This is a genomic window from Lysobacter gummosus, assembly GCF_001442805.1.
In the GTDB taxonomy this organism is placed as follows: Bacteria; Pseudomonadota; Gammaproteobacteria; order Xanthomonadales; family Xanthomonadaceae; genus Lysobacter; species Lysobacter gummosus.
This window is the reverse complement of record NZ_CP011131.1, coordinates 1,561,025-1,587,664: the sequence shown is the minus strand read 5'-3', so window position 1 is coordinate 1,587,664 and position 26,640 is coordinate 1,561,025. Positions and strand designations below refer to the sequence as shown.

Here is a 26,640-nt window from a genome sequence, read left to right as displayed (position 1 = left end):
GGCTAGTGCCATGTCGCCCTGGTTCGTCTATGTCATCGAATGCCGCGACGGCAGTCTCTACACCGGCATTGCCGTCGATGTGGAGCGCCGTTACGCCGAACACGTCGCCGGCAAGGGCGCGCGTTACACGCGCTCACACCCGCCAGCACAGCTTCTTGCCCGATTCCCCCACCCCGACCGGTCTTCGGCCCTGCGCGCCGAGTATGCGATCAAACAACTGACGGCGTCGGCCAAACGGGCCTTGTGCGCCGACGCGGCCGTCGTCGCGGCGGCCGCCGAGGCGAGCGCGGACGCACCAGGCGAACCGGTTCAGGCGGACACCGCGTCCGTGTGAACCTAAAGCAACGCCCACAACATTTGCAGCACGCCCCACAGCGCCGCGGCCCAGATCGCGGTGCGCAAATAAGGAATTCCCGCGGCGTACACCGGCACATAGGCCAGCCGCGCCCAGAAATACACCTGCGCGCCGAGCGCGGTGGCGTCGTTGCCGCGACCGCTCAGGGTCACCGCCAACACCGCGGCGGCAAAGAACGGGAAGGTCTCCATGAAGTTGCGCCAGGCCCGGTCCAGGCGCGCGGCCATGCCGGTCAAGGGTTCGGGCGTGCCGTCGCGGGCGCCGGCATTCCAGTGCATGCCGCGCTGGGCGGTCATGAAGGCGGCGGCGGTCAGCAGTTGGACGATGCCCAGGGCGATCGACCAAGCCAGCATTTGCAGTTCGGTGTTCATGGGCCTGGCGATCCTCCTCTTGCGAAGGCTTTCAATGTCGATGCTTTGCCGTCGGCTCACACCGCATGGCGGTGCGATCGGAGCGAAGAGCACCGGGGCTGAAGCCCTCCTACAAAGGTTCTGCCCTCACACCGGCCCGTTCGGCAGGACCAGGATCTTGCCGTCGCGCTCGCCGGCCGCGGCGGCGGTCACCGCTTCCTTGATCTGGTCCAGGCCGTAGGTCGCCTGCACCCGCGCCTGCAACTTGCCGGTGGCGATCAGCTTGGTGACCTCGCCGAACACTTCCGCGCGCCGCGCCGGGGTCGCGGTCTGGAACCAGCGCGACAGCCAGAACCCGCGCAGGCTGACATCGCGAAACACGAACGAGGCCGGCGAAATCTGACAGGCCTCGCCGCTCATCGCGCCGTAGTTGACCACCACCCCGCCCTCGGCCAGCGATTGCGCGATGTGCTGGGTCGCCAGCCCGCCGACCGCGTCGATGCCGAGCTTGATCGGCGCCTTGTTCGCCGCCCCGCGGGCGCGCTTGCCCAGGTCCTCGCCATCGACCAGGACCACGTCCGCGCCGGCTGCGCGCACCGCCTCCACCGCCGATTCGCGCCGCACCACATTGATCGTGCGCAGCCCGCGCAGCTTGGCCAGCTGGATCAGGTAGGTGCCGACCGCCGAATTGGCCGCGTTCTGGATCACCCAGTCGCCCGGCTGCAGCTCGACGATGTCGCTGAGCATCAGCAGCGCGGTCGGGGGATTGATCGTGATCATCGCCAGCTGCTTGGGATCGGCGTCGTCGGGCAGCGCGATCAGATGCTTGGCCGGGGCGACCATGTGCGTGGCCCAGGCGCCGCCCTGGATCGGCAGCAGCACGGTCTGGCCGGGTTTCAGATTCGTCACCTCCGGCCCGACCTCGGCGATCCGGCCCACGCCCTCGTTGCCGCCGACCGCGGGCAGCGGCGGCAGCAGGCCGTACTCGCCGGTCAGGGTCAGCACGTCGGAGGGATTGATCGGCGAAGCGAGGACTTCGATCAGCACCTGCCCGGCGGCCAGCGGCGGCGTCTGGAACTCCACCGCCTGGATCACGTCCTGCGGCACCGGACCGCGCTGCTCGTACTGGGCCTTCTTCATCGCCGTCCTCATCTGGGGTAGTGGAGTCGAATCGGCGGGGCGGACCGATCGCGACCGACCCGCCCGCCCCGCGTACATACCCGAGAGTACGCCCGCGCCAGTGCAAACGTCTTGCGTCCAAGTCTCAGCGCTGCGACCCTGCCCTGCCTTACGAGCTGCCGGCCTCATGCAACCGATCCGTTTCGAACTCGACCCCAGCCACGACCACGTCGAACTCAATCAACTGCTCAAGCTGGTCGGCCTGTGCGACAGCGGCGGTGCCGGCAAGGCCATGGTCGCCAGCGGCGTGGTGCGGGTGGACGGCCAGGTCGAGCTGCGCAAGACCTGCAAGATCCGCGCGGGGCAGACGGTGGAGTGCGAGGGCTCGACGATTCAGGTCGTCTCCGGCTGAGCCGATTCGCGCGGCCATCGCCGCGCCGCCGTTCTTCGGGCGACTCGCTCACGCCTGGACAAGGCCAATCAGGCCGCGGGCGCTGAGAACGGCGACAGCTTCACGCCAACGGCAGGTCGCGGTCGGCTCGGCACATCGCATCGTGCATCCGCTGCACCCCTCGCGTTTCCGACACGTAATCGCGACTGCCCAAGGCTTCAACGAAGCGGCACGAGGCGTAGGCATCGGACTTGCGCTCGTACTCGGCGACCCAGCGCTCGCGCTCGGGCATGCGCTCGGGCGCGATCGGCCACAGGCCGGTGCGCGGCGGCATGCGTTCGCGCATGCCGATGCGCCAGGGTTTCGGACTGACCCGCGCGCGGAAGCAATGCTGGCGCTGGCAGAGCAAGGCGTAGTACGAATCGGCGCCGATGGCCTGGAAGAAATCCGGCACGCTCCGGTCCAGCGGATCGAACACGCGATGCATGGCCAACAGGCGAAAACCGTTGGGCGTGCGATAGACCCGCAGATGCCAGTCCGGATTCGCCGCGACGAAGGCCCGCACCGGCGCCATCGCGCGTGCTTCCAGGCCGCCGCCTTCGGTGCGATGGCGCCGCGCCGCGGCGGCGCGGGCGATCAACGCGAACAGCCACAGCAGTGCGAGCAGCGACAGTACGCCGATCCACGGCTTGATCCAGAATCCGGTCGCCGCGCCGACCGCCAGCGATATCCAGAAGTAAGCGGCGCGCCAGCCTGACGGCGGCGGCGCGAAATCGATGTCGGCGAACAATACGTTCGGCGAATTCAAGCAACGTGCGCCGTAACTGTTGCGGGTGATGACCACATCGCCGTCGCGCTCGACGATGGGCTCGCGAATCGGCAGGCCTTCGGCGTCGTAAGGCACCCGCGGATCGCGCTTGGCCAGCGATTCGCCGGCCAGGATGCCGTCGAACGCGGCGCGGGCGCGCGCATCGGCCATCGCCTGCGCTTCGGCGAGACTGGAATCGGACCAACCGAAGCGACGCACCGTAAGCGAATACCGCCCGGAGACATGCCCCCGCCCGAACTGCTCGCTGACCCGCCCCTCCGCCCAGAACTCCGGAACGATCATCGCCATTCGCATCCTCCCCCTGTGTCGCGGACAGTATGCGCAGGAACGAGTTCAGAGGAGTGAGGAGTGAGTGGGGTGAGCCTGCCTTTACTCACTCCTCACTCCTCTGAACTCGTTCCTCCCCCAAGCCGACCCCGCAAACGCGACGACAACCAGCACTTGACGACACAAACCATCGGCGTAGCATTTCCCATACGCCAACGGACAGACCGATGGCGACATCAACTCCGTGAGGGATTCTCATGGCACACGAATACGATTACCTGGTTTTCATCGGCCGTTTCGAGCCTTTCCACAACGGTCACGCCGCCGTCGCCCGCCATGGCCTGGCCAAGGCCGCCAAAGTCATCTTCCTGGTCGGTTCCGCCGACACCCCCCGCACCATCAAGAACCCCTTCACCGTCGCCGAGCGCGCGGTGATGATCCAGGCCGCGCTCAACGACGCCGACGGCCGGCTGATCGTGCGCCCGCTGCGCGATCACCTCTATAACGAGAGCCTGTGGATCGCCAACGTGCAGCGCACCGTCGCCGAGGCCGTACGCGCCGACGGCGGCGATGCCGACGCGCGCATCGGCCTGATCGGCATGGACAAGGACGCCTCCAGCTACTACCTGCGCGAATTCCCGCAGTGGCCGCTGGTCGATGTCAGCCACACCGCCACGCTGTCGGCGACCGAGCTGCGCCGCTATCTGTTCGAAGCCAACCAGATCGACAGCCACGGCGGCCTGATGCTGATCCGCGCCAACGTGCCCGGCCCGGTGTTCGACATGCTCGAAGCCTTCCGCAAGAGCTCTCCGGCGTTCACCCAGCTGGTCGCCGAGTACCGGTTCATCGAGCAGTACCGCGCCGCCTGGGCCGATGCGCCGTATGCGCCGACCTTCGTCACCACCGATGCGGTGATCGTGCATTCCGGCCACGTGCTGCTGGTGCGCCGTCGCGCCGAACCGGGCAAGGGCCTGTGGGCCCTGCCGGGCGGCTTCGTCGGCCAGGACGAGACCGTGCTCGACGCCTGCTTGCGCGAGCTGCGCGAGGAAACCCGGCTCAAGCTGCCGCTGCCGGTGCTCAAGGGTTCGATCAAGGGCGAGCACGTGTTCGACCATCCCGAACGCAGCGCGCGCGGCCGCACCATCACCCACGCCTTCCACTTCGAATTCCCGGCCGGCGAACTGCCCGCCGTGCGCGGCGGCGACGATGCAGACAAGGCGCGCTGGATTCCGGTCAGCGAAGCGCTGGAGATGAGCCCGCAATTGTTCGAAGACCACCTGCACATCCTCGAATTCTTTCTCGGCCGCGGTTAAGTCCACAGGGACCGCCCGGCCACACGCGCCGGTGGACAGACCGCCGGCTACTCCCAGACGCGAAGGAGCTTCCGTCATGCAATGCCTCGACAACCTGCTGCTCAACACCGACAGCTATAAGGCCAGCCACTGGCTGCAATACCCGCCCGGCACCGATGCGACGTTCTTCTACGTCGAATCGCGCGGCGGCGTGCACGATCGCACCGTGTTCTTCGGCCTGCAGGCGATCTTGAAAGAGTATCTGGCCAAGCCGATCACCCACGCCGACATCATTGAGGCGCGCGACCTGTTCGCCGCGCACGGCGAACCGTTCAACGAGACCGGCTGGCGCTACATCGTCGATCATCACGGCGGACTGATGCCGATCCGTATCCGCGCCGTGCCCGAAGGCACGGTGGTGCCGACGCATCAGGCCCTGGTGACGATCGAATCCACCGACCCGAACGCCTACTGGGTGCCGTCGTACCTGGAAACGCTGCTGCTGCGCCTGTGGTATCCGGTGACGGTGGCGACGATCAGTTGGCATGCCAAGCAGACCATCCGCCAGTTCCTGGAACGCACCAGCGACGATCCGGAAGGCCAGCTGCCGTTCAAGCTGCATGACTTCGGCGCGCGCGGCGTATCCAGCACCGAGTCGGCGGCGTTCGGCGGCGCCGCGCATCTGGTGAATTTCCTCGGCACCGACACGGTGTCGGGCCTGTTGCTGGCGCGCCGCTATTATCACGAACCGATGGCCGGCTTCTCCATTCCGGCCGCCGAGCACAGCACCATCACCAGTTGGGGACGCGAACACGAGGTGGACGCGTACCGCAACATGCTGACCCAGTTCGGCAAGCCCGGCGCGATCGTCGCGGTGGTCTCCGACAGCTACGACATCTTCCATGCGATCCGCGAGCATTGGGGCAAGACATTGCGCGATGAGGTCATCGCTTCGGGCGCGACCCTGGTGGTGCGTCCGGACTCCGGCGATCCGGTCGATGTCGTGCACCAGTGCGTGACCATGCTAGACGAAGCCTTCGGCCATACCGTCAACAGCAAGGGCTACAAGGTGCTCAACCACGTGCGGGTGATCCAGGGCGACGGCATCAACCCGACCAGCATCCGCGCGATCCTGGAACGCATCACCAGCTACGGCTACGCCACCGACAACCTCGCCTTCGGCATGGGCGGCGCGCTGTTGCAGCGGTTGGATCGCGATACGCAGAAGTTCGCGCTGAAGTGTTCCGCGGCGCGGGTCAACGGCGAGTGGATCGACGTCTACAAGGACCCGGTCACCGACAAGGGCAAGTCGAGCAAGCGCGGCCGCATGACACTGCTGCGCCATCGCGAATACGGCCACTTCAAGACCGTGCCGGTGCCGCCGGAAGCGGCGTCGCTGGAAGAAGCGGTGAAGCCGCTGGGCTTCGACGATGCGATGGTGACGGTGTGGGAGGACGGCAGGATCGTCAACGACTGGACGTTCGCGCAGGTGCGCGAGTTGGCTAACGCTACGCGGCTTTGAGCGCTGACGGCCCTCACCCCAACCCCTCTCCCGCGCCCCGAAGGAAGTCACCTTGGGTGGCAAGCGGGAGAGGGGCTCAGGTCGAAGCCATCGAATAGCCACAGAACCGTCCCCTCTCCCGCTTGCGGGAGAGGGCTAGGGTGAGGGCATGAGCGCCGAAGGCGCGAACGCTTCACCGCACAACAAACCGGAACCCCACCATGCAAGCCCCCATCGAAGGGCTCGCCGCCGCAGACCCGGCGACCCTGCCCCTCAGCGCAGCCTCCTCCCTGTTCGAACGCCTGCGCGCCAGCACGCCGCAGCTCGCCCGCCGCGCCCCAGTCGAACACGACGCCACCCGTTGGCATGCGCACAGCCTCGGCGGCCGGCGCTATCGATTCGCCCAACCGATCACCTTCACCCCTTACGCCTCGGTACGCCCATGTTCGGCGCGCTGCCGCTTCTGCTCGGAAACCCTGCAGCCGGTCGAACGCGGCACGATGGCGCAAACCCTGCGGCCCGGACCGGAGTATTTCGCGACGCTGACCCAAGCGCTGGCGCAACTGCGCGGCCTGCCGCTGTCGTGGTCGCTGTCGGGCCTGGAATCCAGCGACGACGAAGACTGGTTCCTGCGACTGCTGAGTACCCTGCAGCAGGCCGAACAGGGCGGCATCGTCGCCCAGGACCGCGTGCTCTACAGCAACGGCGCCGGCTTCGCCCGCGGCCGCGGCGCGGAGCTGATCGCGGCGCTGACCCGCTTCGGCCTGTCCTGGGTCGAACTGTCGCGCCATCATCCCGACGCGCCGCGCAACCAACGCATCATGCGTTTCCGCGACGGCGAGCCCATCGCCGGCAACGCGGCGTTCGAGACGGTCGCGCGCTCGATCGCGCAGGAAATTCCGCTGCGCCAGGTCTGCATCCTGCAACGCGGCGGCGTGGACGATGCGCACGGCGTCGCCGCCTATCTGGATTGGGCGCGGCGTTGCGGCGCCGGCACGGCGATCTTCCGCGAGTTCTCGCGCCTGGGCGATGGCTACCGCGAAAACGGCACGCGCCGCTATGTCGAAAGCGAACGAGTGGCGATCGAGCAGGTGCTCGGCGACTGCATGGCCGCGCCGTGGTGGTCGCGAATGACGCCGCTGCAGATCACCGAAGGCTATTACTTCTGGAACCTGCGCCTGCGCGATGAAATCAGCGGCCTGGAGGTGGTGTTCGAATCCTCCGACTACAGCGCCATGCATCGCCGCCACGCCAGCGGCGACATCTACAAGCTGGTGTTCCATGCCGACGGCCGGCTGTGCGCGGGCTGGCAACCCGATCGCGACGTGCTGTGGCCGCTGGAATCCGCTGCTGCATCATCGGCGGACGCGGAGCGCGCGCATGGATAGCCGCAGCTGGCTGCTGTTGCAGCCCGATCCGCCGGAACACGACCTGCCGGCCGACCTGCGCGCGCGCGACCGCTTCGGCGGCCGCGATTGCGGCTGGGTCGCGCAGATGCGTCCGTTCGTACGCCATTTCAGCCAGCCCGGCCAATGCGTGTTCGATCCGTTCTGCGGCTTCGGCACCACCTTGCTCGCCGCCGCGCTGGAAGGTCGCAGCGGCTGCGGAATCGAGATCGACGCCGCCCGCGCCGAACTCGCGCGCGAACGCCTGCGCCGCCACGGCGTGGACGCGCCGATCGCGGTCGGCAGCCTGCCGCAGACCGCGATCCCGCGCGCGATCGATCTGTGCCTGACCAACGTGCCCTACTTCGGCTGTCGCTGGCCAAGCGATGAAGCCGGCCCGGACGAAGGCCAGCTTTATCTGGAAAACGACTACGCCGCCTATCTGCACCGCCTGCGCGACATCTTCCACACCGTGCGCCGCGCCCTTCCCGAGGGCGGTTTCTGCATCGCCATGGTCGAGAACCTGACGATCCAGGACCGGATGCTGCCGCTGGCCTGGGATCTGGCCGGCGTGCTGCGCGGCTTGTTCGTGGCGCGCGAGGAGCGCCTGCTGTGTTATCAGCGCGACAAGCAAGCGCTACCGGCCGGCGCCACGCGCAGCAACCGCAGTCACGAGTACGCGCTGATCTTTCAGAAGACCCGCGAAACCCCGTGCATCGCCAGCACCCGCGCCGAACTGCGGGCGATGGCCGAGGCCGGCTTCGCCTTCGAAGTGTTCGGCAGCTTCGCGTCCTGGTTGTCGCGCGACGACGACACCGCGCCGCGCCCGCCCGGCGATGCCGATCTGCTGCTGCCCGACGATCAGGGCCGTTTCGATGCGCTGCTGCACTGGCTGCACGCGCGCAATTACGAACTCACGCTATGGGGCGAGGCGGTGCTGCCGCCGCTGCCGCTGGAACGTCTGCGCGCGCATTGGTATCTGCGTGCGCAGCGCCGCGACCGGCTCGGCCGCTTGGTGCGGCTGGATTTGTGTTTGGACGCGCACGCTTGACTCACAAGCGCGCCGGTCGCTGCTTTAGCCGCTACAAACTATTCGATCGCAGAAACGCCGACTAAACCCCTCTCCCGCTCGCGGGAGAGGGGTTGGGGTGAGGGTGCGGGCAGTCACAGGAATCCAAGCAAGAGCATTCGCGCCTACGGCCCTCACCCCCTCACCCCAACCCTCTCCCACGCCCGAAGGAAGTCACCTTGGGTGGCAAGCGGGAGAGGGAGCTGATGGAGTTCCGCTAGTCGCTCTTATTCCGCCAAGGCCTCCGCGAGTTGCGGCAGCCGCATTTGCCCTCCCAGCCGTTTCAGCAAGTGCTCGCAACGCGCGCGGATCGCCGCGGGCGGCATCGGCCAGGCCGGCGTCATCCGCGATTTCGGAAACACCAGGCACAGCATCGATCCGAACGGCACGCCCTGCCCGCTCTTGGCCTCGGCACGGTGGCCGGACAGATCGCTGGCCATGCGCATGGAAATCTCGCCCAGAGGCCGGTCGGCGCCGATGTCGCCGATCAGCCCGTAACTGAAGCGGCGCGTGACCGGGTGATAGGCGACGACGAAATCGCCCAGATCGCCGCTGCCGTCGATGGCATGGAACGGCGCCGGCAACACCAGATACGGAATCCGGCCGGCATCGACGTAGGCCGTCGGGTCGGTGCGCGATCGGCTCGGATCGTTCAAGGCGGTGATCGAGACGAAGTAGCCGGCGTTGCGTCCGCCGGTCTGTTGCAGCGGACGCCGCGGATGGTCCGGATCGGCCACCAGCGCGCGCTGCCAGTCGCCGTCGGGCCAATGGGTCTTGCGGATGTGGCCGGTGCCCAGATTGTCCGGGTGGTACGCATCGGGCGCACCGTCGGCGGTAACGATGATGTTCGGACTCAAATAGGCGTAGGCCTGTCGTGCCCCTGTATCGATGCTGTGGACAACGGTTCCCCGATATTCCATCCATCGATCGACGACCAAAATACTCATGGCTCCCTCCTTAGCCGTGGTCGAACGGCGCGATCGCTATCGCGCCTTCCTTCAAGCTAACGGGATTGCGCACAAATCGATGTCAATTCATCGTGATTTTGCGCACCAGGTATTCGCACTATCAGCGTGCTGTCGAATGCTGTGGAGGGATCACGGCGAAGTCATGCATAACTCAAGCACATGCATTGCGTTCGCGATCAGTTCACCGATATTTTCGTACTGACTTTAGGTGACTAACTGATACCAAAAGAGCGCAGTTTCATGTGCCAACGCCGGGTCATGCGCATAGTGGAAGCGGTCGAACCCGCCCAGCACGAAACCTTTGCGCTGATAGAAGCGGCACGCGGCGACGTTGTTGTCCTGCGTTTCCAGCATCACCCCGGGCAAGGCCTGCTCGCGCGCCCAGGCCAGGGCGCGATCGATCAGGGCCGAGCCGGCGCCGCCGCGGCGCGCACCGGCATCCACGGCGATATCGTCGATCAGCGCGTAGCCGTTCCAACTGCGCGACAGCAGCAGCCGGCCGATCACCGCGTCGGCATCGAGTGCGACGAACGCCGCGCAATCTTCGCCGTCGAGGTATTCGCGCAGTTCCTCCACGCCGATGGCATCGCCGTAGCGCTTGCGGTAAGGCGACACCGGCACGATGTCGAAACCGATCGCGCCGTCGTCCGCATGCAGGCTCAGGCGCGAATCGACCAGGAAGCTGGCGTCGAACGCCAGCGCGGCCTGCAGGCGCTCGGCGCGCAACGGCGCGACCGCTACGCTCACGCGCGCAGGTCCAGGGCCAGCACGTCGTCGTCGTAGATATTGCCGCCGACCTGGAAACGACGCTCGCCGACCTTGACGAAGCCGTTGCGCGCGTAGAACGCCAGCGCGCGCGCATTGCCCGAGTACACGCCCAGCAGCAGGCGGCGCGCGCCGCGGGCGCGCGATTCGGCGATGGCGTGGTTCATCAGCTCGCGGCCGACGCCGCCGCCGTGGAATCGCGACAGCAGATAGATGCGCTTGAGTTCCAGGTCGGTCTCGCTCAGATCGTCCAAGGGCAGCTTGGGCGGCGCGATCACCGCATAGCCCACCGGCGCCGGGGGCGAGACGGTTTCGGCCAGCCACGCGGCGACCGCGTCGTCGGCCAGCCAGTCGGCGTACACCGACGGCGCGTGCTGCAGACGGCAGTGCTCGACGATGTCGCGTCCGTCGAGAATCCCGGCGAAGGATTCCAGGAACGTGGCCGCGCCGGTCAGCGCGAGGGCGCCGACATCGGACGGCTCGGCGCGGCGGATGCGGGTGGGCAGATCGGTGACGACGGTGCGGGGGGCGTTCATTGCGGCGGGCTCGGTGCGGGTGCGGAGATTATCGCGGCAAGATCGCACGACTCGGCGGTCGGCGACATCATCGGAAAGTCGCACGGCGGCCGCGACGCGATGCGCGGCGGCGCCGTCGGACAGGCTGCCTCCGAAACCACCGCGGCGATCGCCGACGCGCGTGGCGTTGGCCGACGACCGTCGCGCCCCGTCTGAACCGGCCCGGCCGCCGCTCTCGCGACGGCCGTCCGCGCTCACCGGCGCCGAACCCTCAGCGCGCGACCCGGATCACCACCTTGCCGAAGTGCGCGCCGCTCTTGAGGTACTCGTACGCGGCGGGCGTCTGTTCGAAATCGAACACCCGATCCACTACCGGCGCGATCTTGTTCACGCCGACGAAGCGCGACAGATCCTCGCCCATGCCGCGGCTGCCGACGAAGATGCCCGACAGGCGCTTGGCGCCGGTGATCAACGAGAACGGATTGAACTCTCCGGCGAAACCGCTGACGCCGCCGATGATGGCGATGGTGCCGTTCATCGCCGCCGCGTCGATCGAACGCTGCAAGGTGCCCTTGCCGCCGACTTCCAGCACCGCGTCCACGCCGCGGCCGCCGCTGAGCTTGCGCACTTCGTCCTGCCATTCCGGATGAGTGCGGTAGTTGATGGTCGCGCTGGCGCCCAGAGCCTTGGCGCGTTCGAGCTTGTCGTCGCTGGAAGAGGTGATGATGGTTTCCAGGCCGGCAGCCTTGGCCAGTTGCAGGCCCCAGATCGACACGCCGCCGGTGCCCAGCAGCAGCACGCTCTGACCCGGCTGCAGTTTGGCTTCCACGAACAGCGCATTCCAGGCGGTCACGCCGGCGCAGGACAGGGTCGCGGCCTGGGCGTCGTCCAGGTGCTCGGGCACGGCGAACACGGAATCCTCCGAGATCACGATTTCCTCCGCCAGCACGCCGTCGGCGACCGCGCCGAGCGCGTCGCGGGTGTTGTGCGGCGTCGCCGCGCCGTGGTGCCAGTACGGGAAGAAGCTGGTGGCGACGCGGTCGCCGACGCGCCAGCGGCTGGTCGCCGGGCCGACTTCGACGATTTCGCCGACCGCGTCGGAGCCCGGGATCACCGGATTCTCGGAATCGGCCAGATAACTGCCGTCGGCGATCATCAGATCGCGGAAGTTCAACGACACCGCGCGCACTTTCACCCGCACCTGGCCCGGCGCCAGTGCCGCGGACGGGGACTCGGACAACGCCAGCGTGCCGATGCCTGCGCCGCTGCGGATACGAAAAGCCTTCATGGGAATCTCCTGGACAAACGATGAGGACAGGGCCCGGGCGGTTGAGGGGTAGTGCCGCCCCGGACGAGTGGCGCTAAGATATCGTCGCCAGATATTCGTTAGTGGCTATATTCAATCCACTCTTTGTAGCGCTGAAGGAACCAATATGGCCATGAATGATCGCCTGCTCGGTATCGTCGCCTTCGTCCAGTCCGCCGAAGCCGGCAGCTTCGCCGTCGCCGCCGACCGCCTGGGTGTGACCCGTTCGGCGATCGGCAAGCGCATCGCCCGGCTCGAACAGCAACTCGGCGCGCGCCTGTTCCATCGCAGCACGCGCCGGCAGAGCCTGACCGACGACGGCCAGGCCTATTACGAACGCTGCGTCAAAGCGCTGGCCGAACTCGACGCCGCCGAAGCCGCGCTCGACACCAGCCGGCGCGAGCCCAGCGGGCGGCTGCGGATCAGCGCGCCGGTGTTGTTCGGCCGACACTGCGTGGCGCCGGTGATCCTGGAACTGGCGCGTCGCCATCCCAAGCTCGACATCGACCTGTCGTTCAACGACCGCGTGGTCGATCTGGTCGAGGAAGGCTACGACCTGGGCATCCGCATCGGCCGCCTGCCCGACAGCGCCACTCTCGCCGCGCGCCGGCTCACCGAAGAGAACCTGGGCATCTGCGCCGCGCCCGAGTACCTGGCGCGGCGCGGGCTGCCGCGCGATGTGGACGATTTCCGCGGCCACGACGCGGTGATCTACGGCCGCCATGGCCAGAACGTGTCCTGGCGCCTGCGCGACGCCAACGGCCAGGTGCGCGAACCCGACGTGCAGGCACGGCTGCGCTTCGACGATCTGCAGGCGATCGCCGACGCCGCCATCGCCGGCGCCGGCCTGGCGATGCTGCCGTGCTGGCTGCTGAGCCGTTACCTGCGCAGCGGCGAATTGCAGATGGTCATGCATGCCGATCGCGTCGTCGGCAGCCGCATCAGCGCGATCTGGCCGCACACCCACTACCTGCCGCTGCGCACGCGCGCGGCGATCGATCTGCTGGTGGAGCGGATTCCGGCGCTGGTGGGGTTGGATGGGGTGCGGTTGCGCGAGGCGGCTTGAGCCGCGGCAAGCGCAACGCCACTTACCCGATCGCAGCGCTCCTCAATCTCCTACGCAACTGTTCCCCCCTTTGAAAAAGGGGGGAACTGCAAGATCGCGGTCGCCTCGATGCGATGAGGCTTGTAGCGCGAGCAATCGACGCCTCTCACCCGATCACAGCACTCCCCCCAACTCCCACGCAACTGTCCCCCCCTTTGAAAAAGGGGGTTAGGGGGATTCGCTTTTCACGCAGCCGGCGATTCAACACACTCGATTAAGAGCAACAGCAAATCCCCCCTGCCCCCCTTTTTTAAAGGGGGGAACTGCACGTCGCGGTCGCCTCGATGCGATGAGGCTTGTAGCGCGAGCAATCGACGCCTCTCACCCGATCACAGCACTCCCCCAACTCCCACGCAACTGTTCCCCCCTTTGAAAAAGGGGGGTTAGGGGGGATTCGCTTTTCACGCAGCCGGCGATTCAAAACACTCGATTAAGAGCAACAGCAAATCCCCCCTAGCCCCCTTTTTCAAAGGGGGGAACTGCACGTCGCGATTCGTCGCGGCGCGGTTGTGCAACTCACCGCTCCGGCCAATACCACGCCGGCGCATCCAGCATCCCTTGCCCCACAATCGCGGTCTGACTGAATTCCTTGTGCAGATGCACGCTGTTGCACTCCGGCTCCTCTTCCAACGCCGAAATCAGCCGCGAGGCATGCGACACCACCCACACCTGGCTGCGCCTGGAGGCGTGCGCGATCAATCGCGCCAGCGCCGGCAACAGGTCCGGATGCAGGCTGGTCTCCGGTTCGTTGAGCACCATCAGCGGCGGCGGCCGCGGCGTGTGCAGGGCGGCGATCCACAACAAGTAACGCAAGGTGCCGTCGGACAATTCCGCCGCCGATAACGGCCGCAACAAGCCGTGCTGGGAAAACTCCAGGGCGAAGCGCCCGCCTTCGCCGACCACCGCGACCTGGGCGCCGGGGAAGGCGTCGTCCACCGCCGCGGCCAGCGCGCGCGGGTCGCCGATCTCGACGATGGTCTGCCACGCCGCGGCCAGATCGCGGCCGTCGTGGCTCAACACCGGCGTGCGCGTGCCTAACTGCGGCTGGCGCGCCGGCGCCTGCGCGTCGCTGCGGAAATGATCGTAGAAACGCCAGCCGCGGATGGTTTCGCGCAGGCTCAGCACTTCCGGCGCCGCGCGCGGGTCGGCGAGCTGCGCGAACAGGCTCTCGAACGAGCTCAGATGCTCGGCGGCGACGCGCCAGCCACGGCCGTCGCGCACCCGCGCCATCGCCCCGCGCCGGTCCACCAGCAGATTGGAACTGCGCAGAAACGGGCCGCTCCAGATCGCCTCGCGCTTGATCTGCGGATCGTGACCGAACATCGACTGGCTCGGCGTCGGCAGGCCCAGATCGATCGCGTAACCGTACTCGTCGCCGGCGAAACCCAGGCGCAAGGCCACCGGTTCGTTGCGCGGCCCGCCCTGTATCGGCACCTCGCCGCGCTTCATGCGCGCGCTGATCGTCTCCGGCCCGGCCCATAGCGTCGATTGCAGCCCGCCCTCGCGCGCCAGCGCCGGCACTACCCCGCCCTGCGCGGTTTCCGCCAGCAGGCGCAGGGCCCGGTAGAGGTTGGACTTGCCGCTGCCGTTGGCGCCGGTGACCAGGTTGAGCCGCGCCATCGGCACGACCAGCTCGCGCAGGGAACGGTAATTGGCGATGGCCAAGGTGGTGAGCATGAGCGTCGGTCGGCTGGGCTGGAGCGGATCGCCAGGATCGCGCAGGCCGGTCGCAGGTGCTGCGCCGGCGACCGGATCGGCCTCGGCGGCGCCGGCGACCGCGCCGGGACCGCCGCCGTCGGTCTGTAATGCCAGCAGGCGTCCTTAAAATGACTTCTATCACGTTATTATTGCGCAGTGAGTCCACTCTCAGGCCAGCGCAACCGGCCTGAATCCGTCTGGGGAGCTTCGGCCGACCTCCCGCTGTCCTGTGCAGCGAGGCCGCAGTAGACGACGGACTCCGACAGGCGCCGCGCCCGCAACGGCCGCGGCTTTCAGGAAAGCTGTTTGAAGGAACGAACTGACGATGAAGACCGCAATTAGGGGAATTCAGGCCACGGCCTGCATGATCGGTTTAGGGCTGGCGCTGAGCGCCGCGCCGAGCTGGGCCCAGCGCAAGAGCGCTCAAGACCTGCGCGCCGAGAAGATGACCCAGATCCCGACCTGCTCCAAGAATCTGGGCGCGATCTCGGTGATCGAGCCGGAAGACTCCGTGAACTGGTGGAGCGGCCAGCAACTGCCCGCGCCGAGCAAGCTGATCAAGGTGTTCGTGCAGAAGTCGCGCTGCTTCACCCTGGTCGACCGCGGCGCCGGCATGGACATGGCGATGCGCGAACGCGAACTGTCCTCTGGCGGCCAGCTGCGCAACAAGTCGAACATCGGCAAGGGCCAGATCCGCGCCGCCGACTACGTGCTGGTGCCCGACCTGATCTCCAAGAACAGCAACGCCGGCGGCAACGCGATCGGCGGCCTGCTCGGCGGTCTGATCGGCGGCAAGGCCGGCCAGGTCGCCGGCAATCTCAACTTCAACAAGAAGACCGCCGACGTCGTGCTGACCGTGACCGACGTGCGCTCCTCCGAGCAGGTCGCGATGGCCGAAGGCAGCGCCAAGAAGACCGACATCGGCTTCGGCGGCAGCGGCGCGTTGTGGGGCAGCAGCGGCCTGGGCAGCGCGGGCGTGTCGGGTTACGCCAACACCGAAGTCGGCCAGGTCATCACGATGGCCTATCTGCAGGCCTACACCGATCTGGTCGGCCAACTCGGCGGCCTGTCGGACAACCCGTCGGCGTCGAATTCGCAACAGGCGGTCACCGTGGTCAAGACCGCGCGCCTGTTCGCCAATTCCAACGGCGCCGGCAAGGTGGTGCGTCCGCTCGACCCGGGCATGATGCTCTACCCCACCGGCAACAAGCAGGGCGCCATGTGGGAAGTCGAGGATGAACTCGGCAACAAGGGCTGGGTGTCTTCGCTGGCGCTGGAGTTGTCGAAGTAATCCATCGCCGCGGGTAGCGATGCGCGAAAGGGCTGCCGGCGACGGCGGCCCTTTTCGTTCGCGCGCGTCGCTATCATCGCCGGCGTGTTCGCTTCGGCCCGCGCTCGCGTCCGCCGGCGGCGATCCCGATCCCGCCGGCTGCGGCGCTGACCGTATCCGTTCCGATCCCGGCATTCCGCATCCGCTCAAGGATTCCCGCATGACCGCTTCCGACCGCAACCTGCGCCTGGACTACCTCGAATTCGCCGTCGCCGACATCGCCGCGACCAAGGCCTTCTACGGCGCCGCGTTCGGCTGGGCCTTCACCGATTACGGCCCGGACTACTGCGAATTCAACGACGGCGGCATGAAGGGCGGCTTCCACCGCCAGAGCGCTCCGCGCCCGGGCGGCGCGCTGGTGGTGATCTACGCCGACGATCTGGCCGACGCGCAGCGCCGCGTCGAAGCCGCCGGCGGCGCGATCACCGCCCAGCTCGAATTCCCGGGCGGGCGGCGCTTTCATTTCACCGATCCCAGCGGCTATGAGCTGGCGGTGTGGACCGATCGCTGATTCCGCGGGAACATCTGTGGATTCACGGCCGCTCGCGCCGCGAGTTTTGAATACAGGAGGCAAGATGGCATTGGATGCCTTTGTGGAACTGGCCGGCGCCGCGGTGCGATTCGTCGCGCGCATGGCGTTCGAGCTGATCGTCGAGCGGTTGATGTACGGCACCGGCCGCGCGGTGCTGTGGCCGTTCTATCGGCGCAAGCCGCCCAACGACGATCTGTGCTTGGTGGTCGGCATCGGTTTTTGGATACTGGTGGCATTCGCCGTCGCGATCGGGCATTCCGGCCCGGTCGCCTGATCCCCTCTGCCGACCTTCGAGCTCATGGCCTACGAACCCATCCACATGACCTGGGACTACGACGACGGCCCCCGCGCCGGCATCGCCGATCACGCCGGCCGGCCGCATTACTTCGCCTGCGCCTTCGATCCGGAGCACCTGGAGTACGCCGAGGTCTTCACCCTGACCCCGCTCGATGCGGAAACCTTCGCCTGGGCGCGCGAGCACTGGGCGATCTGGCAGCGCTGGGAGGCCGAAGCCAAGGCCGGCCGGCAGAGTCCCGAATCGCATCCCAAGTACGGCCATTACGACCCGCGCTATACCGAACTGGAAGCGCTGATCGATACAGGCATCGACCGGCTCAGCGCACAGGCGATCTTGCGGCACGGAGAGTTTCGAATCGCCTCGATGCCGGGCGAGTTGTTCCCCGGCCAGTTCCGCCAGCTCGAAGTGGAATGGTCACCGCCGCCGGACAGCGCGCCGGAGTGACCCGGCGCGTCGGTACATGGGCTACACCTGTGCCGACTTCCAGCGCCCGCGCGTGAACAGCCACAGCGTGAACACGCCCACGGACGTCTCGGACACGAACACGCCCCAGAACACGCCCGAGTGCTGCCAGTCCAAGGTGATGGCCAGCACATAGGACAGCGGAATCTGGATCAGCCAGAAGAACACCACATTGATCTTGGTCGGCGTCATCGTGTCGCCGGCGCCGTTGAAGGCCTGCACCGCCACCATCCACCAGCCGTAGATGAAGAACGAGTACGACAGGATGCGCAGCCACTGCCCGCCGATCGCGACCACTTTCGCATCGTCGGTAAAGAACGCCACCAGTTGATGCGGAAAGGCGAAGAACAGCACCGACACCACGACCAGATAGGCCATGTTGTACCAGCCGATGCGCCACACCGAGGCCTCGGCGCGCTCGGGATGGCCGGCGCCGAGGTTCTGCCCGACCAGGGTGGCGGCGGCGTTGGACATGCCCCAGGCCGGCATCATCGTGAACATCATGATGCGGATGGCGATGGTGGCGCCGGCCACGGCTTCGCTGCCGATGCTGGCCAGGATGCGCATCAGGAAAATCCACGAGGTCATCGCCACGATCATCTGGCCGACGCCGCCGAGCGAGGTGCGCACGATGTTCCATAGCATCGCCCCGCGCCAGACGAACTGCGCCAGCCTCACCCGGATGTGCTTGCCGCCGTGAAACAACACCCACAGCTGGAACGCCACGCCGATGCCGCGGCCGATGTTGGTGGCGATGGCCGCGCCCTCGATGCCCAGCGCCGGCACCGGCCCGAGGCCGAAGATCAGCAATGGGCACAGCAGGATGTTCAGGCCGTTGGACAGCCACAGCACCCGCATCGCGATGGCCGCATCGCCGGCGCCACGGAAGATCGCGTTGATCACGAACAACAGCATGATCACCGCGTTGCCGCCGAGCATCCATTGCGTGTAGCGATAGCCGTGCTCGATGCTCCAGGCATCGGCGCCCATCAACCGCAGCAGATCCTGCGCATAGAAGATGCCGGCCAGGGCCGGCAGCACCGCCACCAGCAGGGCGATGAAGATCGCCTGCACCGCGGTGATCGCCGCATCCTCGCGCTTGCCCTCGCCCACGCGCCGCGCCACCACCGCGGTCACCGCCATCGCCAGGCCCATGGCCATCGCGTACAGAAGGAACAGATAACTTTCGGTCAGGCCGACCGTCGCCACCGCCGACGGTCCCAGCTTGGCGACGAAGAAGATATCGACCACGGCGAAGGTAGATTCCAGCACCAGCTCCAGCACCATCGGCACCGCCAGCAGGAACACCGCGCGCCGCAGCGGGATCTTGGTGTAGTCGGCGTCGGTGCCGCGGATGGCGTCGCGCAGGTCGCTCCACAGCGAGTGCGGGGGCACGTCATGGGTGGCCGTGGGCTGGTTGCTCATCGCATGCTCCGTCTGGGTCGCACCGGTGCATGATCCGGGCCGGCGGCCCGATTCACCAGTGATATTCGTAAGACGAATCACCGGACTGCGGATCGACATCCGCCGCGTCGCGCCGCCGCGGGCATCGCGCCGCCTACCCTGGCAGGAACCGATCGCGGAAACTGTTGCGAGAATGTATTCACGGAAGGCTGTCGATTCGCGTCCCTTCCGTTCGTCACAGACAGTGAGGACTTCACCTCGCTACGGAGATTACCCATGACCACCGGCACCGTCCGCCTGCACCGCGTCCTGTCCGCCCCGCCCGAGCGCGTCTACCGCGCCTTCCTCGATGCCGCCGCGCTGTCCAAATGGCTGCCGCCGGACGGTTTCACCTGCACCGTGCACGAACTGGACGCGCGGGTCGGCGGCCGCTACCGGATGACGTTCACCAATTTCAGCACCGGCAACGGCCACAGCTTCGGCGGCACCTATCTGGAACTGGTGCCGAACCAGCGCATCGTCCACGACGATCGCTTCGACGATCCCAATCTGCCCGGCACCATGATCACCACGATCACCTTTCGCGAGGTGTCGTGCGGCACCGAGGTGCAGGTGGTCCAGGAAGGTATTCCCGAGGTGATCCCTACCGAGCAGTGCTATCTGGGCTGGCAGGATTCGCTGGCGCTGCTGGACCGGTTGGTCAAGCCGACGATTCCGGATTGATCGATCGGGTCGGAATCGCGCGCGACTGAACGAACGCCGGGGCCGCCGATTCAGCCCCTCTCCCGCTCGCCACCCAAGGTGACTTCCTTCGGGGCGCGGGAGAGGGGTTGGGGTGAGGGCCCGAGCAGTCGTGGAACTCCAAGCAAGAGCATTCGCGCCTACGGCGCTCACACCCTCACCCCAGCCCTCTCCCGCGCCCCGAAGGAAGTCACCTTGGGTGGCAAGCGGGAGAGGGAGAGGGAGAGGGAGCTAGCTTCACTAGTCGCGGATATGAATCGCACGACCCGCCTGCGGCGCAGCGCGAGCCGCGACTGCTTCAGAGCATCGGCAACTTCAGCCCCTGCTCTTTCGCGCACTGCTGCGCGATCTCGTAACCCGCATCGGCATGCCGCATCACGCCCGTGCCGGGATCGTTCCACAGCACCCGCGCGATGCGCTTGTCGGCTTCCTCGCTGCCGTCGCAGACGATGACCACGCCGGAATGCTGCGAATAGCCCATGCCGACGCCGCCGCCGTGGTGCAGCGACACCCAGGTCGCGCCGCCGGCGACGTTGAGCATGGCGTTGAGCAGCGGCCAGTCGCTGACCGCATCGCTGCCGTCCTTCATCGCTTCGGTTTCGCGGTTGGGCGAGGCGACCGAGCCGCTGTCGAGGTGATCGCGGCCGATCACGATCGGCGCCTTCAACTCGCCGTTGCGCACCATTTCGTTGAAGGCCAGTCCGAGCTTGTGGCGCAGGCCCAGGCCGACCCAGCAGATGCGCGCGGGCAAACCCTGGAAGCTGATGCGCTCCTTGGCCATGTCCAGCCAGCGATGCAGATGCGCATCGTCGGCGATGATTTCCTTGACCTTGGCGTCGGTCTTGTAGATGTCTTCCGGATCGCCGCTGAGCGCGACCCAGCGGAACGGGCCGACGCCGCGGCAGAACAGCGGACGCACGTAGGCCGGCACGAAGCCGGGGAAATCGAAGGCGTTCTTGCAGCCTTCGTCCTGCGCCATCTGGCGGATGTTGTTGCCGTAGTCGAAGGTCGGGATGCCCTGCTGCTGGAACGCCAGCATCGCCTCGACATGCACGCGCATGGATTTCTTGGCCGCATCGCGCACGCCTTGCGGATCGTTCTTCTGCTCGGCCAGCCAGCGCTCCACGGTCCAGCCGATCGGCAGATAGCCGTGCACCGGATCGTGCGCACTGGTCTGGTCGGTAACCGCGTCCGGACGCACGCCGCGGCGCACCAGTTCCGGCAGCACTTCGGCGGCGTTGCCCAGCAGCGCGATCGACTTGGCTTCGCCGGCGGCGGTGTACTTGGCGATACGCGCCAGCGCGTCGTCCAGATCGCTGGCCTGCTCATCGACGTAACGCGTGCGCAGGCGCATGTCGATGCTGCTCTGCTTGCATTCGATGTTGAGCGAGCACGCGCCGGCCAGCGACGCCGCCAGCGGCTGCGCGCCGCCCATGCCGCCCAGGCCGGCGGTGAGAATCCACTTGCCGCTCAGGCTGCCGCCGTAGTGCTGGCGGCCCATCTCGACGAAGGTTTCGTACGTGCCCTGGACGATGCCTTGCGAGCCGATGTAGATCCAGCTGCCGGCGGTCATCTGGCCGTACATCATCAGGCCCTTCTTATCGAGCTCGTTGAAGTGCTCCCAGGTGGCCCAGTGCGGGACCAGGTTGGAGTTCGCCAGCAACACCCGCGGCGCGTCGGCGTGGGTGGGGAATACGCCGACCGGCTTGCCCGACTGGATCAGCAAGGTCTCGTTGTCTTCCAGTTCGCGCAGCGACTTGAGGATGGCGTCGAACGAGGCCCAGTCGCGCGCGGCGCGACCGATGCCGCCGTAAACCACCAGTTCGGCCGGGTTTTCCGCCACGTCCGGGTCCAGATTGTTCTGGATCATGCGGAACGCGGCTTCGCTGAGCCAGGACTTGCAGCTCTTTTCGCTGCCGCGCGGGGCGCGGATGACGCGGGAGGGATCGTTGCGATCGGTGGCGGACACGGCGGCTCCGGTGTTCGTGAGAGACGCAAATTATCGCGCCGCGCTTCCAGCGCCCGCCAGCGCACAACCGGCCCGGGCGGTCGGACAATGCGGCGTTTGCGCCCGAATTTGCCGCGGCGGCGGCAAAATGTATACGCTGTATACATGACTGCGCCCGCCACCGCCGACCGCATCGTGCGCGCCGCCCGCGCCTTGTTCGAGCGCGGCGGCGCGCAGGCGGTGAGCATGCGCCGCATCGCCGACAGCATCGGGCTGACGCCGATGGCGATCTACCGCCACTTCCCCAATCGCGAAGCGCTGCTGCAACGCATCAGCGACGACAGCTTCCAGGAGATTTCCCATCACTGGAGCGCGCGCAACGAGGGCGGCGACGTGATCGCGCGGCTGCTGGCGATCCAGCAGATCTATCTGGACTACGCGCTGGCCCATCCGCATCTGTTCGATCACGCCTTCTCGATGCCGCGCGAACGCGCGCGGCGCTTTCCGGAAGATTTCCGCGCGCGCCGCTCGCCGACCTTGAACGTGGTCGCCGACGTGGTGATCGAAGCGCAGCAGGCCGGTCGCCTGCGCGCGGGCGATGCCTGGGACATCGCGATGACGTTATGGGCGCATACCCACGGATTGATCGTGCTGTACCGCGCCGGCCGCTTCAGTTACGGCGAAAGCGAGTTCCGCCGTTTCTATAAAGACTCGCTGCGGCGTTTGCTCGACGGCATCGCAAGCTGAGCGCCGGCGGGCGCTGCGCGTGAATGAGATCCGGACTCGTGCGGCAACCTCGCACTTCGCTCATCGGGCTTCGATTTCGTCTGCGTCCTGTGAGTAAGCGCCGGATCGGGGTCGAGGATTCGCCTATACTGCGCATGCGACTGAATCGTTTACGCTTTATTGTTCCGCCCGTGCGACGGAACGAGCCTGCCTGGAGCGCCGCGGTGCGCCTGTAACCGGCCCCGATGGTGGCTGCAGCCCGCTTAAACCCGCATGCCCGCACTGGCGCCCGACATCGCCGAGCGCATCGCCCATGCCGCGCATGAAATCTGCCCATACTCGAAGGCCACGCGCGGCGATCGATGTCGCGGTCAACCTCGTCACGCCATGACACGCTTCGCGGGCGGCGCGCGCAAGGCCGATGAATGAAAACCCGGTGACCGGCTCGACGGGCCGGCCGCCATCGCGCACCATCCAGGCTGCTGTGGAGAATCGATCATGACGACACAAACCCAAACCGCGATCCTGGCCGGCGGCTGCTTCTGGGGCATGCAGGACCTGATCCGGCGCATGCCCGGCGTGGTATCCACCCGCGTGGGCTACACCGGCGGCGACGTCGCCAACGCCACTTATCGCAATCACGGCTCGCATGCCGAGGCGATCGAGATCGTGTTCGATCCCGCCCGGATCAGCTATCGGCAGATCCTGGAATTCTTCTTCCAGATTCACGACCCCACCACCGCCAACCGCCAGGGCAACGACATCGGCACCAGCTACCGCTCGGCCATCTTCTATGCCGACGACGAGCAAAAAGCGGTCGCACAGGACACGCTGGCCGATGTCGATGCCTCCGGCTTGTGGCCGGGCAAGGCGGTGACGCAGATCGAGGCGGCCGGGCCGTTCTGGGAGGCCGAGCCGGAGCATCAGGATTATCTGGAGCGCTACCCCTCCGGCTACACCTGCCACTTCATCCGTCCGGACTGGAAGCTGCCCAAGCGGCAATGACCGGCGACGCCGGGCCGCGCGCGAATGCGCGGCCTGGGCGGCGACGCCTTTGTCTTGCGAAGACGACGTTGCGCACGTGAGCGCGAACGCGATCGCCTTCGTTCAACGCGCACGCCGCTGCGGCGAGCCGTGCCCCCGACCGATGGCCCCGCCATGACCTCCGACCGAAGCGACTACCAGCCGATCAACTGCGAGTTCCACGATCTGCTCGAAGACCTCGCGACCACGCGCAAGCCCGCGCGGATCAGCTTCCTCGACGAACACGGCGTCGTGCAGCGCCGCGACGCGGTGATCGCCGATGTGTTCGCGAAGCAAGGCGCGGAATACCTCACCACCGCCTCCGGCGAAACGCTGCGTCTGGACCGGCTGCTGGAAGTCGATGCCGCCAAGTTGGCGGATTTCGAAAAACCGTCCGAATGACGGCGATGTCCTGCAACGCGCGCACGAGACGCAAAGCGGACTGCCGCGGATAAAAAACGCCCGGCACAAGGCCGGGCGTGAGGACGGTCCGAACCAGGTCCGGACCGGAACCGATGCTTGCGCGCTCAGTACAGGCGCGGATCGAGTTTGCGCAGCGCCTCGCCGACGTCGACCTGACCGGTGCGGTCCAGGTCTTCGCGGGTGTAGCTGCGGCCATTGGCGATGCAGTTGCTGCGATGGCGCGGCTGCAGGCGCGTGCCGGTCTGGCTCACGCAATTGGGGTCGTAGCGGTTTTTCGTCGCGGCGGCGGGCTTCGAGTCGGCCTGCACCTGCACCTGGGTCTGCACCTGCGCATCGACCGAATCCAGCGCCGTGGCGTTGGCTCCGGCCTGCACGCGCGCATCGACCGCGGCGGTCTGCGCGAAGGCCGCGAACGCGCTCAGGCTCAGCGCGGCGGCGAGCAATAGACGTTTCATGGGACACCTCCTGACATCAGGAACGCGATTGGACCGATCCAGCCTACGCCTCCGGCACCGCCGCGGCGCTTGCGCGGCACCGGCCGTTTAGGCAGTCGTCAGCGTCGCGGGCAGGCCTCGCGGCGGCCGTGTTCGAACGCCATCGCCTCCGCCTCGGTGGCCGGACGCGGGGTCAGGCCGTCGTCGAACAGGATCCGCCATACGCCGTCGGCGTCGCGATGCCAGACCGATTGGTAGGCGCCGATCAGATAACGCGGCTGCGCGCCCGGATCGAGCCGCTGGTACAGCGCCGGCCCGGTGGACCAGGCGACATCGCCGACGCCGCCGATGGTGACCCGCACCGGATACCAGCGCAGACGCAGCTGCTTGCCTTCGATCAGCCCGGCCCATTCCGCGGCGATCTTGTCGCGCCCGCGGCTGGGCTGCGGGCGGCCGGCGCCGAACGCCGCCTGCGGATGCAGATGCGCGGCGAAGGCCTTGGCGTCGTGCTCGGCGATCGAGCGGGCGAAGCTCAGCTCGCGCGCCCAGACCTCGCATTCCTCGGCGCTGAGTTCGGCGGGCTTCGAATCGGCCGGCTTCGGTTCGGCCGGCTTCGGTTCGGCTGGCTTCGGTTCGGCCGGCTTCGGTTCGGCTGGCTTCGGTTCGGCGGGTTTCGTGTCCGCGGGCCTGGCCTCGCCGAACTGCGTATCGGCCCGCTTCGGATCGGCCTGGCCCGCAACAACGGGTTCGCCCGCGAATGCGGCCTGCGCCGGAACCCCTGCCAGCAACGACACGGACAAACACACGGCGGCGGCGATCGGGCGCATGGCGGAACTCGCGATGACAGGCGGCCTCACTATCGCCCCGCGCGCGGGCGCGGCGCCAGCGACTGAAGTCATGGCCGTGCCGACCTTGGCGGCTCGCCGCGCGGGCGGGATCGGCGACGGCTGACATCGGCCGGCAACCGCATGCCATTACTATGCTCTGATGCGTTCGACCTTCTCCGCGGCCCGCGCCGCCCTGCTCGCCTTCGTCTTCCTCCTCAGCGCCTGCGCCGCCTCGCCCCGCCGCGAACCGCCGCCGGCCGACACACCCGTGCTGCTGATTTCCATCGACGGTTTTCGCGCCAGCTATTTCGAGCTGGGCCTGACCCCGAACCTGGAACGGATGGCCCGCGACGGCGTGCGCGCGCAGTGGATGTCGCCCTCGTATCCGTCGCTGACCTTCCCCAATCACTACACCCTGGTCACCGGCCTGCGCCCGGACCATCACGGCGTGATCCACAACAGCATGAGCGACGCCGCCATCGGCAAGTTCAAGGTCGCCGACCGCGACGCCGTCGGCGACACGCGCTGGTGGAACGGCGGCGAGCCGATCTGGATCGGCGCGCAAAAAGCCGGCCTGCGCAGCGCCACCTTGTTCTGGCCCGGCAGCGAAGCGCCGATCCACGGCCTGCGCCCCAATCGCTGGCGCCTGTTCGACGCCAAGATCGACGAAAACGCGCGCGTGGACGAAGTACTGGGCTGGCTGGGCGAACCGGCCGCCGGCACGCGCCCGCACGTGGCCACCTTGTACTTCGACGCGCTCGATCACGAAGGCCACGACCACGGCCCTGACTCGGCCGAAGTGCGGGTGGCGCTGCAACGCATCGACGCGGCGATCGGCCGCCTGCTCGACGGCCTGGCCGCGCGCGGCCAACTCGAACAGGTCAATCTGATCGTGGTCTCCGATCACGGCATGGCCGAAGTCGCGCCCGGCCACCGCATCGCCGTGGAAGACATGGTCACGGTGAAACAGGCGGTGGTGACCTCGGTCGGCCAGTCGATCGGCATCGCGCCCAATCCTGGACACGAAGCCGACGTCGAAAAACGCCTGCTGGGCGCGCACGACACCTACGACTGCTGGCGCAAGAGCGAACTGCCGGCGCGCTGGCGCTACGGCACCCATCCGCGGGTGCCGCCGATCGTCTGCCAGATGCACGAAGGCTGGGACGCGATCGAGGCGGAAAAACTCAAGACCGCGCGCAAGGACGAAACCCGCGGCTCGCACGGCTACGACCCGGCGCTGGCTTCGATGCGCGCGATCTTCGTCGCGCGCGGCCCGGCGTTCAAACGCGGCGCGACCGTGGCGCCGTTCGATAATGTCGATGTGTATCCGCTGCTGGCGCGACTGATCGGCATCAAGCCGGCGAAGAACGACGGCGACATCACGCCGCTGTTGCCGGCGCTGCGCGACACCGCCGCGCCCTGAGTCCGCTCCGTCGGCGCGGGCCGCGATCGGCCCGGTCCGGATCGGTCCGCAATCGGCGTGGTTCGCGCAAAGCCCGACGCCGATGCCGCTTGCGCGGTGCGCCGAGTCACATGCCGGCGATGACAACTTCGCCCGCGTCAATGCCCGATCCCTG

The 26,640-nt window shown here is 67.3% G+C and carries 28 protein-coding genes; 16 read left to right on the top strand and 12 right to left on the bottom strand.

The window, feature by feature from the left end; genetic code table 11:
- Positions 1 to 10 precede the first annotated feature (10 nt).
- The gene (locus LG3211_RS06500) at positions 11 to 334 is read left to right on the top strand and encodes a GIY-YIG nuclease family protein (protein ID WP_057942113.1); all 324 of its coding nucleotides are present in this window, start codon (positions 11 to 13) and stop codon (positions 332 to 334) included.
- Between the two features lie 2 nt (positions 335 to 336).
- On the opposite strand, the gene LG3211_RS06495 is transcribed toward LG3211_RS06500, so the two are convergent.
- Positions 337 to 726, bottom strand: a complete 390-nt coding sequence (locus tag LG3211_RS06495; RefSeq protein ID WP_057942112.1) for an MAPEG family protein — start codon at positions 724 to 726, stop codon at positions 337 to 339.
- A 126-nt stretch (positions 727 to 852) separates the two neighbouring features.
- A complete protein-coding gene (locus tag LG3211_RS06490) occupies positions 853 to 1,845 on the bottom strand; it encodes a zinc-dependent alcohol dehydrogenase family protein (RefSeq protein ID WP_057942111.1) in 993 nt (330 codons plus the stop codon).
- Between the two features lie 166 nt (positions 1,846 to 2,011).
- On the opposite strand from LG3211_RS06490, the gene LG3211_RS06485 reads away from it, so the two are divergent.
- A complete protein-coding gene (locus tag LG3211_RS06485; protein WP_057942110.1) occupies positions 2,012 to 2,236 on the top strand; it encodes an RNA-binding S4 domain-containing protein in 225 nt (74 codons plus the stop codon).
- Positions 2,237 to 2,336: 100 nt separating this feature from the next.
- On the opposite strand, the gene LG3211_RS06480 is transcribed toward LG3211_RS06485, so the two are convergent.
- A complete protein-coding gene (locus LG3211_RS06480) occupies positions 2,337 to 3,332 on the bottom strand; it encodes a hypothetical protein (RefSeq protein WP_237049841.1) in 996 nt (331 codons plus the stop codon).
- Positions 3,333 to 3,568: 236 nt separating this feature from the next.
- Here LG3211_RS06480 and LG3211_RS06475 point away from each other — a divergent pair, with 236 nt between their 5' ends.
- From LG3211_RS06475 to LG3211_RS06460, 4 genes are all read left to right on the top strand, one after another.
- A complete protein-coding gene (locus LG3211_RS06475) occupies positions 3,569 to 4,624 on the top strand; it encodes a bifunctional nicotinamide-nucleotide adenylyltransferase/Nudix hydroxylase (protein WP_057942108.1) in 1,056 nt (351 codons plus the stop codon).
- Between the two features lie 76 nt (positions 4,625 to 4,700).
- Positions 4,701 to 6,125 (top strand): nicotinate phosphoribosyltransferase, encoded by a 1,425-nt coding sequence (locus LG3211_RS06470; protein WP_057942107.1) that lies wholly within the window; start codon positions 4,701 to 4,703, stop codon positions 6,123 to 6,125.
- A gap of 200 nt (positions 6,126 to 6,325) precedes the next feature.
- Positions 6,326 to 7,492, top strand: coding sequence for a hypothetical protein (locus tag LG3211_RS06465; protein WP_057942106.1), 1,167 nt, complete (start codon positions 6,326 to 6,328; stop codon positions 7,490 to 7,492).
- Positions 7,485 to 8,540, top strand: a complete 1,056-nt coding sequence (locus LG3211_RS06460) for a DNA methyltransferase (RefSeq protein WP_057942105.1) — start codon at positions 7,485 to 7,487, stop codon at positions 8,538 to 8,540. The genes LG3211_RS06465 and LG3211_RS06460 overlap by 8 nt, the downstream gene beginning before the upstream one ends.
- A 245-nt stretch (positions 8,541 to 8,785) precedes the next feature.
- Here the strand turns inward: LG3211_RS06460 and LG3211_RS06455 are convergent, their stop codons facing one another.
- The 4 genes from LG3211_RS06455 to LG3211_RS06440 form a co-directional block, all read right to left on the bottom strand.
- Positions 8,786 to 9,505: a hypothetical protein gene (locus LG3211_RS06455; RefSeq protein ID WP_083512352.1), complete on the bottom strand. Its 720-nt coding sequence runs from the start codon at positions 9,503 to 9,505 to the stop codon at positions 8,786 to 8,788.
- Positions 9,506 to 9,730: 225 nt separating this feature from the next.
- Positions 9,731 to 10,273: a GNAT family N-acetyltransferase gene (locus LG3211_RS06450; protein ID WP_057942103.1), complete on the bottom strand. Its 543-nt coding sequence runs from the start codon at positions 10,271 to 10,273 to the stop codon at positions 9,731 to 9,733.
- Positions 10,270 to 10,827, bottom strand: a complete 558-nt coding sequence (locus LG3211_RS06445; protein WP_057945319.1) for a GNAT family N-acetyltransferase — start codon at positions 10,825 to 10,827, stop codon at positions 10,270 to 10,272. Before LG3211_RS06445 ends, LG3211_RS06450 begins: the two co-directional genes overlap by 4 nt.
- A gap of 250 nt (positions 10,828 to 11,077) precedes the next feature.
- Positions 11,078 to 12,094: a zinc-dependent alcohol dehydrogenase family protein gene (locus LG3211_RS06440; RefSeq protein WP_057942102.1), complete on the bottom strand. Its 1,017-nt coding sequence runs from the start codon at positions 12,092 to 12,094 to the stop codon at positions 11,078 to 11,080.
- 151 nt (positions 12,095 to 12,245) lie between these two features.
- On the opposite strand from LG3211_RS06440, the gene LG3211_RS06435 reads away from it, so the two are divergent.
- Positions 12,246 to 13,178: a LysR family transcriptional regulator gene (locus tag LG3211_RS06435; protein WP_057945318.1), complete on the top strand. Its 933-nt coding sequence runs from the start codon at positions 12,246 to 12,248 to the stop codon at positions 13,176 to 13,178.
- 555 nt (positions 13,179 to 13,733) lie between these two features.
- Here LG3211_RS06435 and LG3211_RS06430 read toward each other — a convergent pair.
- The gene (locus LG3211_RS06430; RefSeq protein WP_057942101.1) at positions 13,734 to 14,894 is read right to left on the bottom strand and encodes an AAA family ATPase; all 1,161 of its coding nucleotides are present in this window, start codon (positions 14,892 to 14,894) and stop codon (positions 13,734 to 13,736) included.
- Between the two features lie 346 nt (positions 14,895 to 15,240).
- On the opposite strand from LG3211_RS06430, the gene LG3211_RS06425 reads away from it, so the two are divergent.
- The 4 genes from LG3211_RS06425 to LG3211_RS06410 all read left to right on the top strand — a co-directional run bounded on the left by LG3211_RS06425 (position 15,241) and on the right by LG3211_RS06410 (position 17,519).
- Positions 15,241 to 16,206: a CsgG/HfaB family protein gene (locus LG3211_RS06425; protein WP_057942100.1), complete on the top strand. Its 966-nt coding sequence runs from the start codon at positions 15,241 to 15,243 to the stop codon at positions 16,204 to 16,206.
- A gap of 199 nt (positions 16,207 to 16,405) precedes the next feature.
- A complete protein-coding gene (locus LG3211_RS06420; protein ID WP_057945317.1) occupies positions 16,406 to 16,756 on the top strand; it encodes a VOC family protein in 351 nt (116 codons plus the stop codon).
- Between the two features lie 64 nt (positions 16,757 to 16,820).
- Positions 16,821 to 17,051 (top strand): hypothetical protein, encoded by a 231-nt coding sequence (locus LG3211_RS06415; protein ID WP_057942099.1) that lies wholly within the window; start codon positions 16,821 to 16,823, stop codon positions 17,049 to 17,051.
- Between the two features lie 24 nt (positions 17,052 to 17,075).
- A complete protein-coding gene (locus LG3211_RS06410) occupies positions 17,076 to 17,519 on the top strand; it encodes a hypothetical protein (RefSeq protein WP_057942098.1) in 444 nt (147 codons plus the stop codon).
- A 21-nt stretch (positions 17,520 to 17,540) separates the two neighbouring features.
- Here the strand turns inward: LG3211_RS06410 and LG3211_RS06405 are convergent, their stop codons facing one another.
- The gene (locus LG3211_RS06405) at positions 17,541 to 18,962 is read right to left on the bottom strand and encodes an MATE family efflux transporter (protein ID WP_057942097.1); all 1,422 of its coding nucleotides are present in this window, start codon (positions 18,960 to 18,962) and stop codon (positions 17,541 to 17,543) included.
- A 255-nt stretch (positions 18,963 to 19,217) separates the two neighbouring features.
- On the opposite strand from LG3211_RS06405, the gene LG3211_RS06400 reads away from it, so the two are divergent.
- Positions 19,218 to 19,664: an SRPBCC family protein gene (locus LG3211_RS06400; protein WP_057942096.1), complete on the top strand. Its 447-nt coding sequence runs from the start codon at positions 19,218 to 19,220 to the stop codon at positions 19,662 to 19,664.
- Positions 19,665 to 19,980: 316 nt separating this feature from the next.
- Here LG3211_RS06400 and hutU read toward each other — a convergent pair whose 3' ends face one another.
- Positions 19,981 to 21,651, bottom strand: a complete 1,671-nt coding sequence (hutU, locus tag LG3211_RS06395; RefSeq protein ID WP_057942095.1) for a urocanate hydratase — start codon at positions 21,649 to 21,651, stop codon at positions 19,981 to 19,983.
- Between the two features lie 144 nt (positions 21,652 to 21,795).
- Here hutU and LG3211_RS06390 point away from each other — a divergent pair, with 144 nt between their 5' ends.
- From LG3211_RS06390 to LG3211_RS06380, 3 genes are all read left to right on the top strand, one after another.
- The gene (locus tag LG3211_RS06390) at positions 21,796 to 22,377 is read left to right on the top strand and encodes a TetR/AcrR family transcriptional regulator (protein WP_057942094.1); all 582 of its coding nucleotides are present in this window, start codon (positions 21,796 to 21,798) and stop codon (positions 22,375 to 22,377) included.
- Positions 22,378 to 22,854: 477 nt separating this feature from the next.
- Positions 22,855 to 23,361 (top strand): peptide-methionine (S)-S-oxide reductase MsrA, encoded by a 507-nt coding sequence (gene msrA, locus LG3211_RS06385; RefSeq protein WP_057942093.1) that lies wholly within the window; start codon positions 22,855 to 22,857, stop codon positions 23,359 to 23,361.
- Positions 23,362 to 23,514: 153 nt separating this feature from the next.
- Complete coding sequence (locus LG3211_RS06380; protein ID WP_057942092.1) at positions 23,515 to 23,781, top strand: hypothetical protein; 267 nt, start codon at positions 23,515 to 23,517, stop codon at positions 23,779 to 23,781.
- Between the two features lie 125 nt (positions 23,782 to 23,906).
- Here the strand turns inward: LG3211_RS06380 and LG3211_RS06375 are convergent, their stop codons facing one another.
- Together LG3211_RS06375 and LG3211_RS06370 are read right to left on the bottom strand one after the other, a co-directional pair.
- Positions 23,907 to 24,257, bottom strand: coding sequence for a hypothetical protein (locus LG3211_RS06375; RefSeq protein WP_057942091.1), 351 nt, complete (start codon positions 24,255 to 24,257; stop codon positions 23,907 to 23,909).
- A gap of 98 nt (positions 24,258 to 24,355) precedes the next feature.
- A complete protein-coding gene (locus tag LG3211_RS06370; protein ID WP_057942090.1) occupies positions 24,356 to 25,063 on the bottom strand; it encodes a YybH family protein in 708 nt (235 codons plus the stop codon).
- Between the two features lie 157 nt (positions 25,064 to 25,220).
- On the opposite strand from LG3211_RS06370, the gene LG3211_RS06365 reads away from it, so the two are divergent.
- Entirely contained in the window at positions 25,221 to 26,486 is a 1,266-nt protein-coding gene (locus LG3211_RS06365) for an alkaline phosphatase family protein (protein WP_425479965.1), read from the top strand.
- Positions 26,487 to 26,640: the final 154 nt, after the last annotated feature.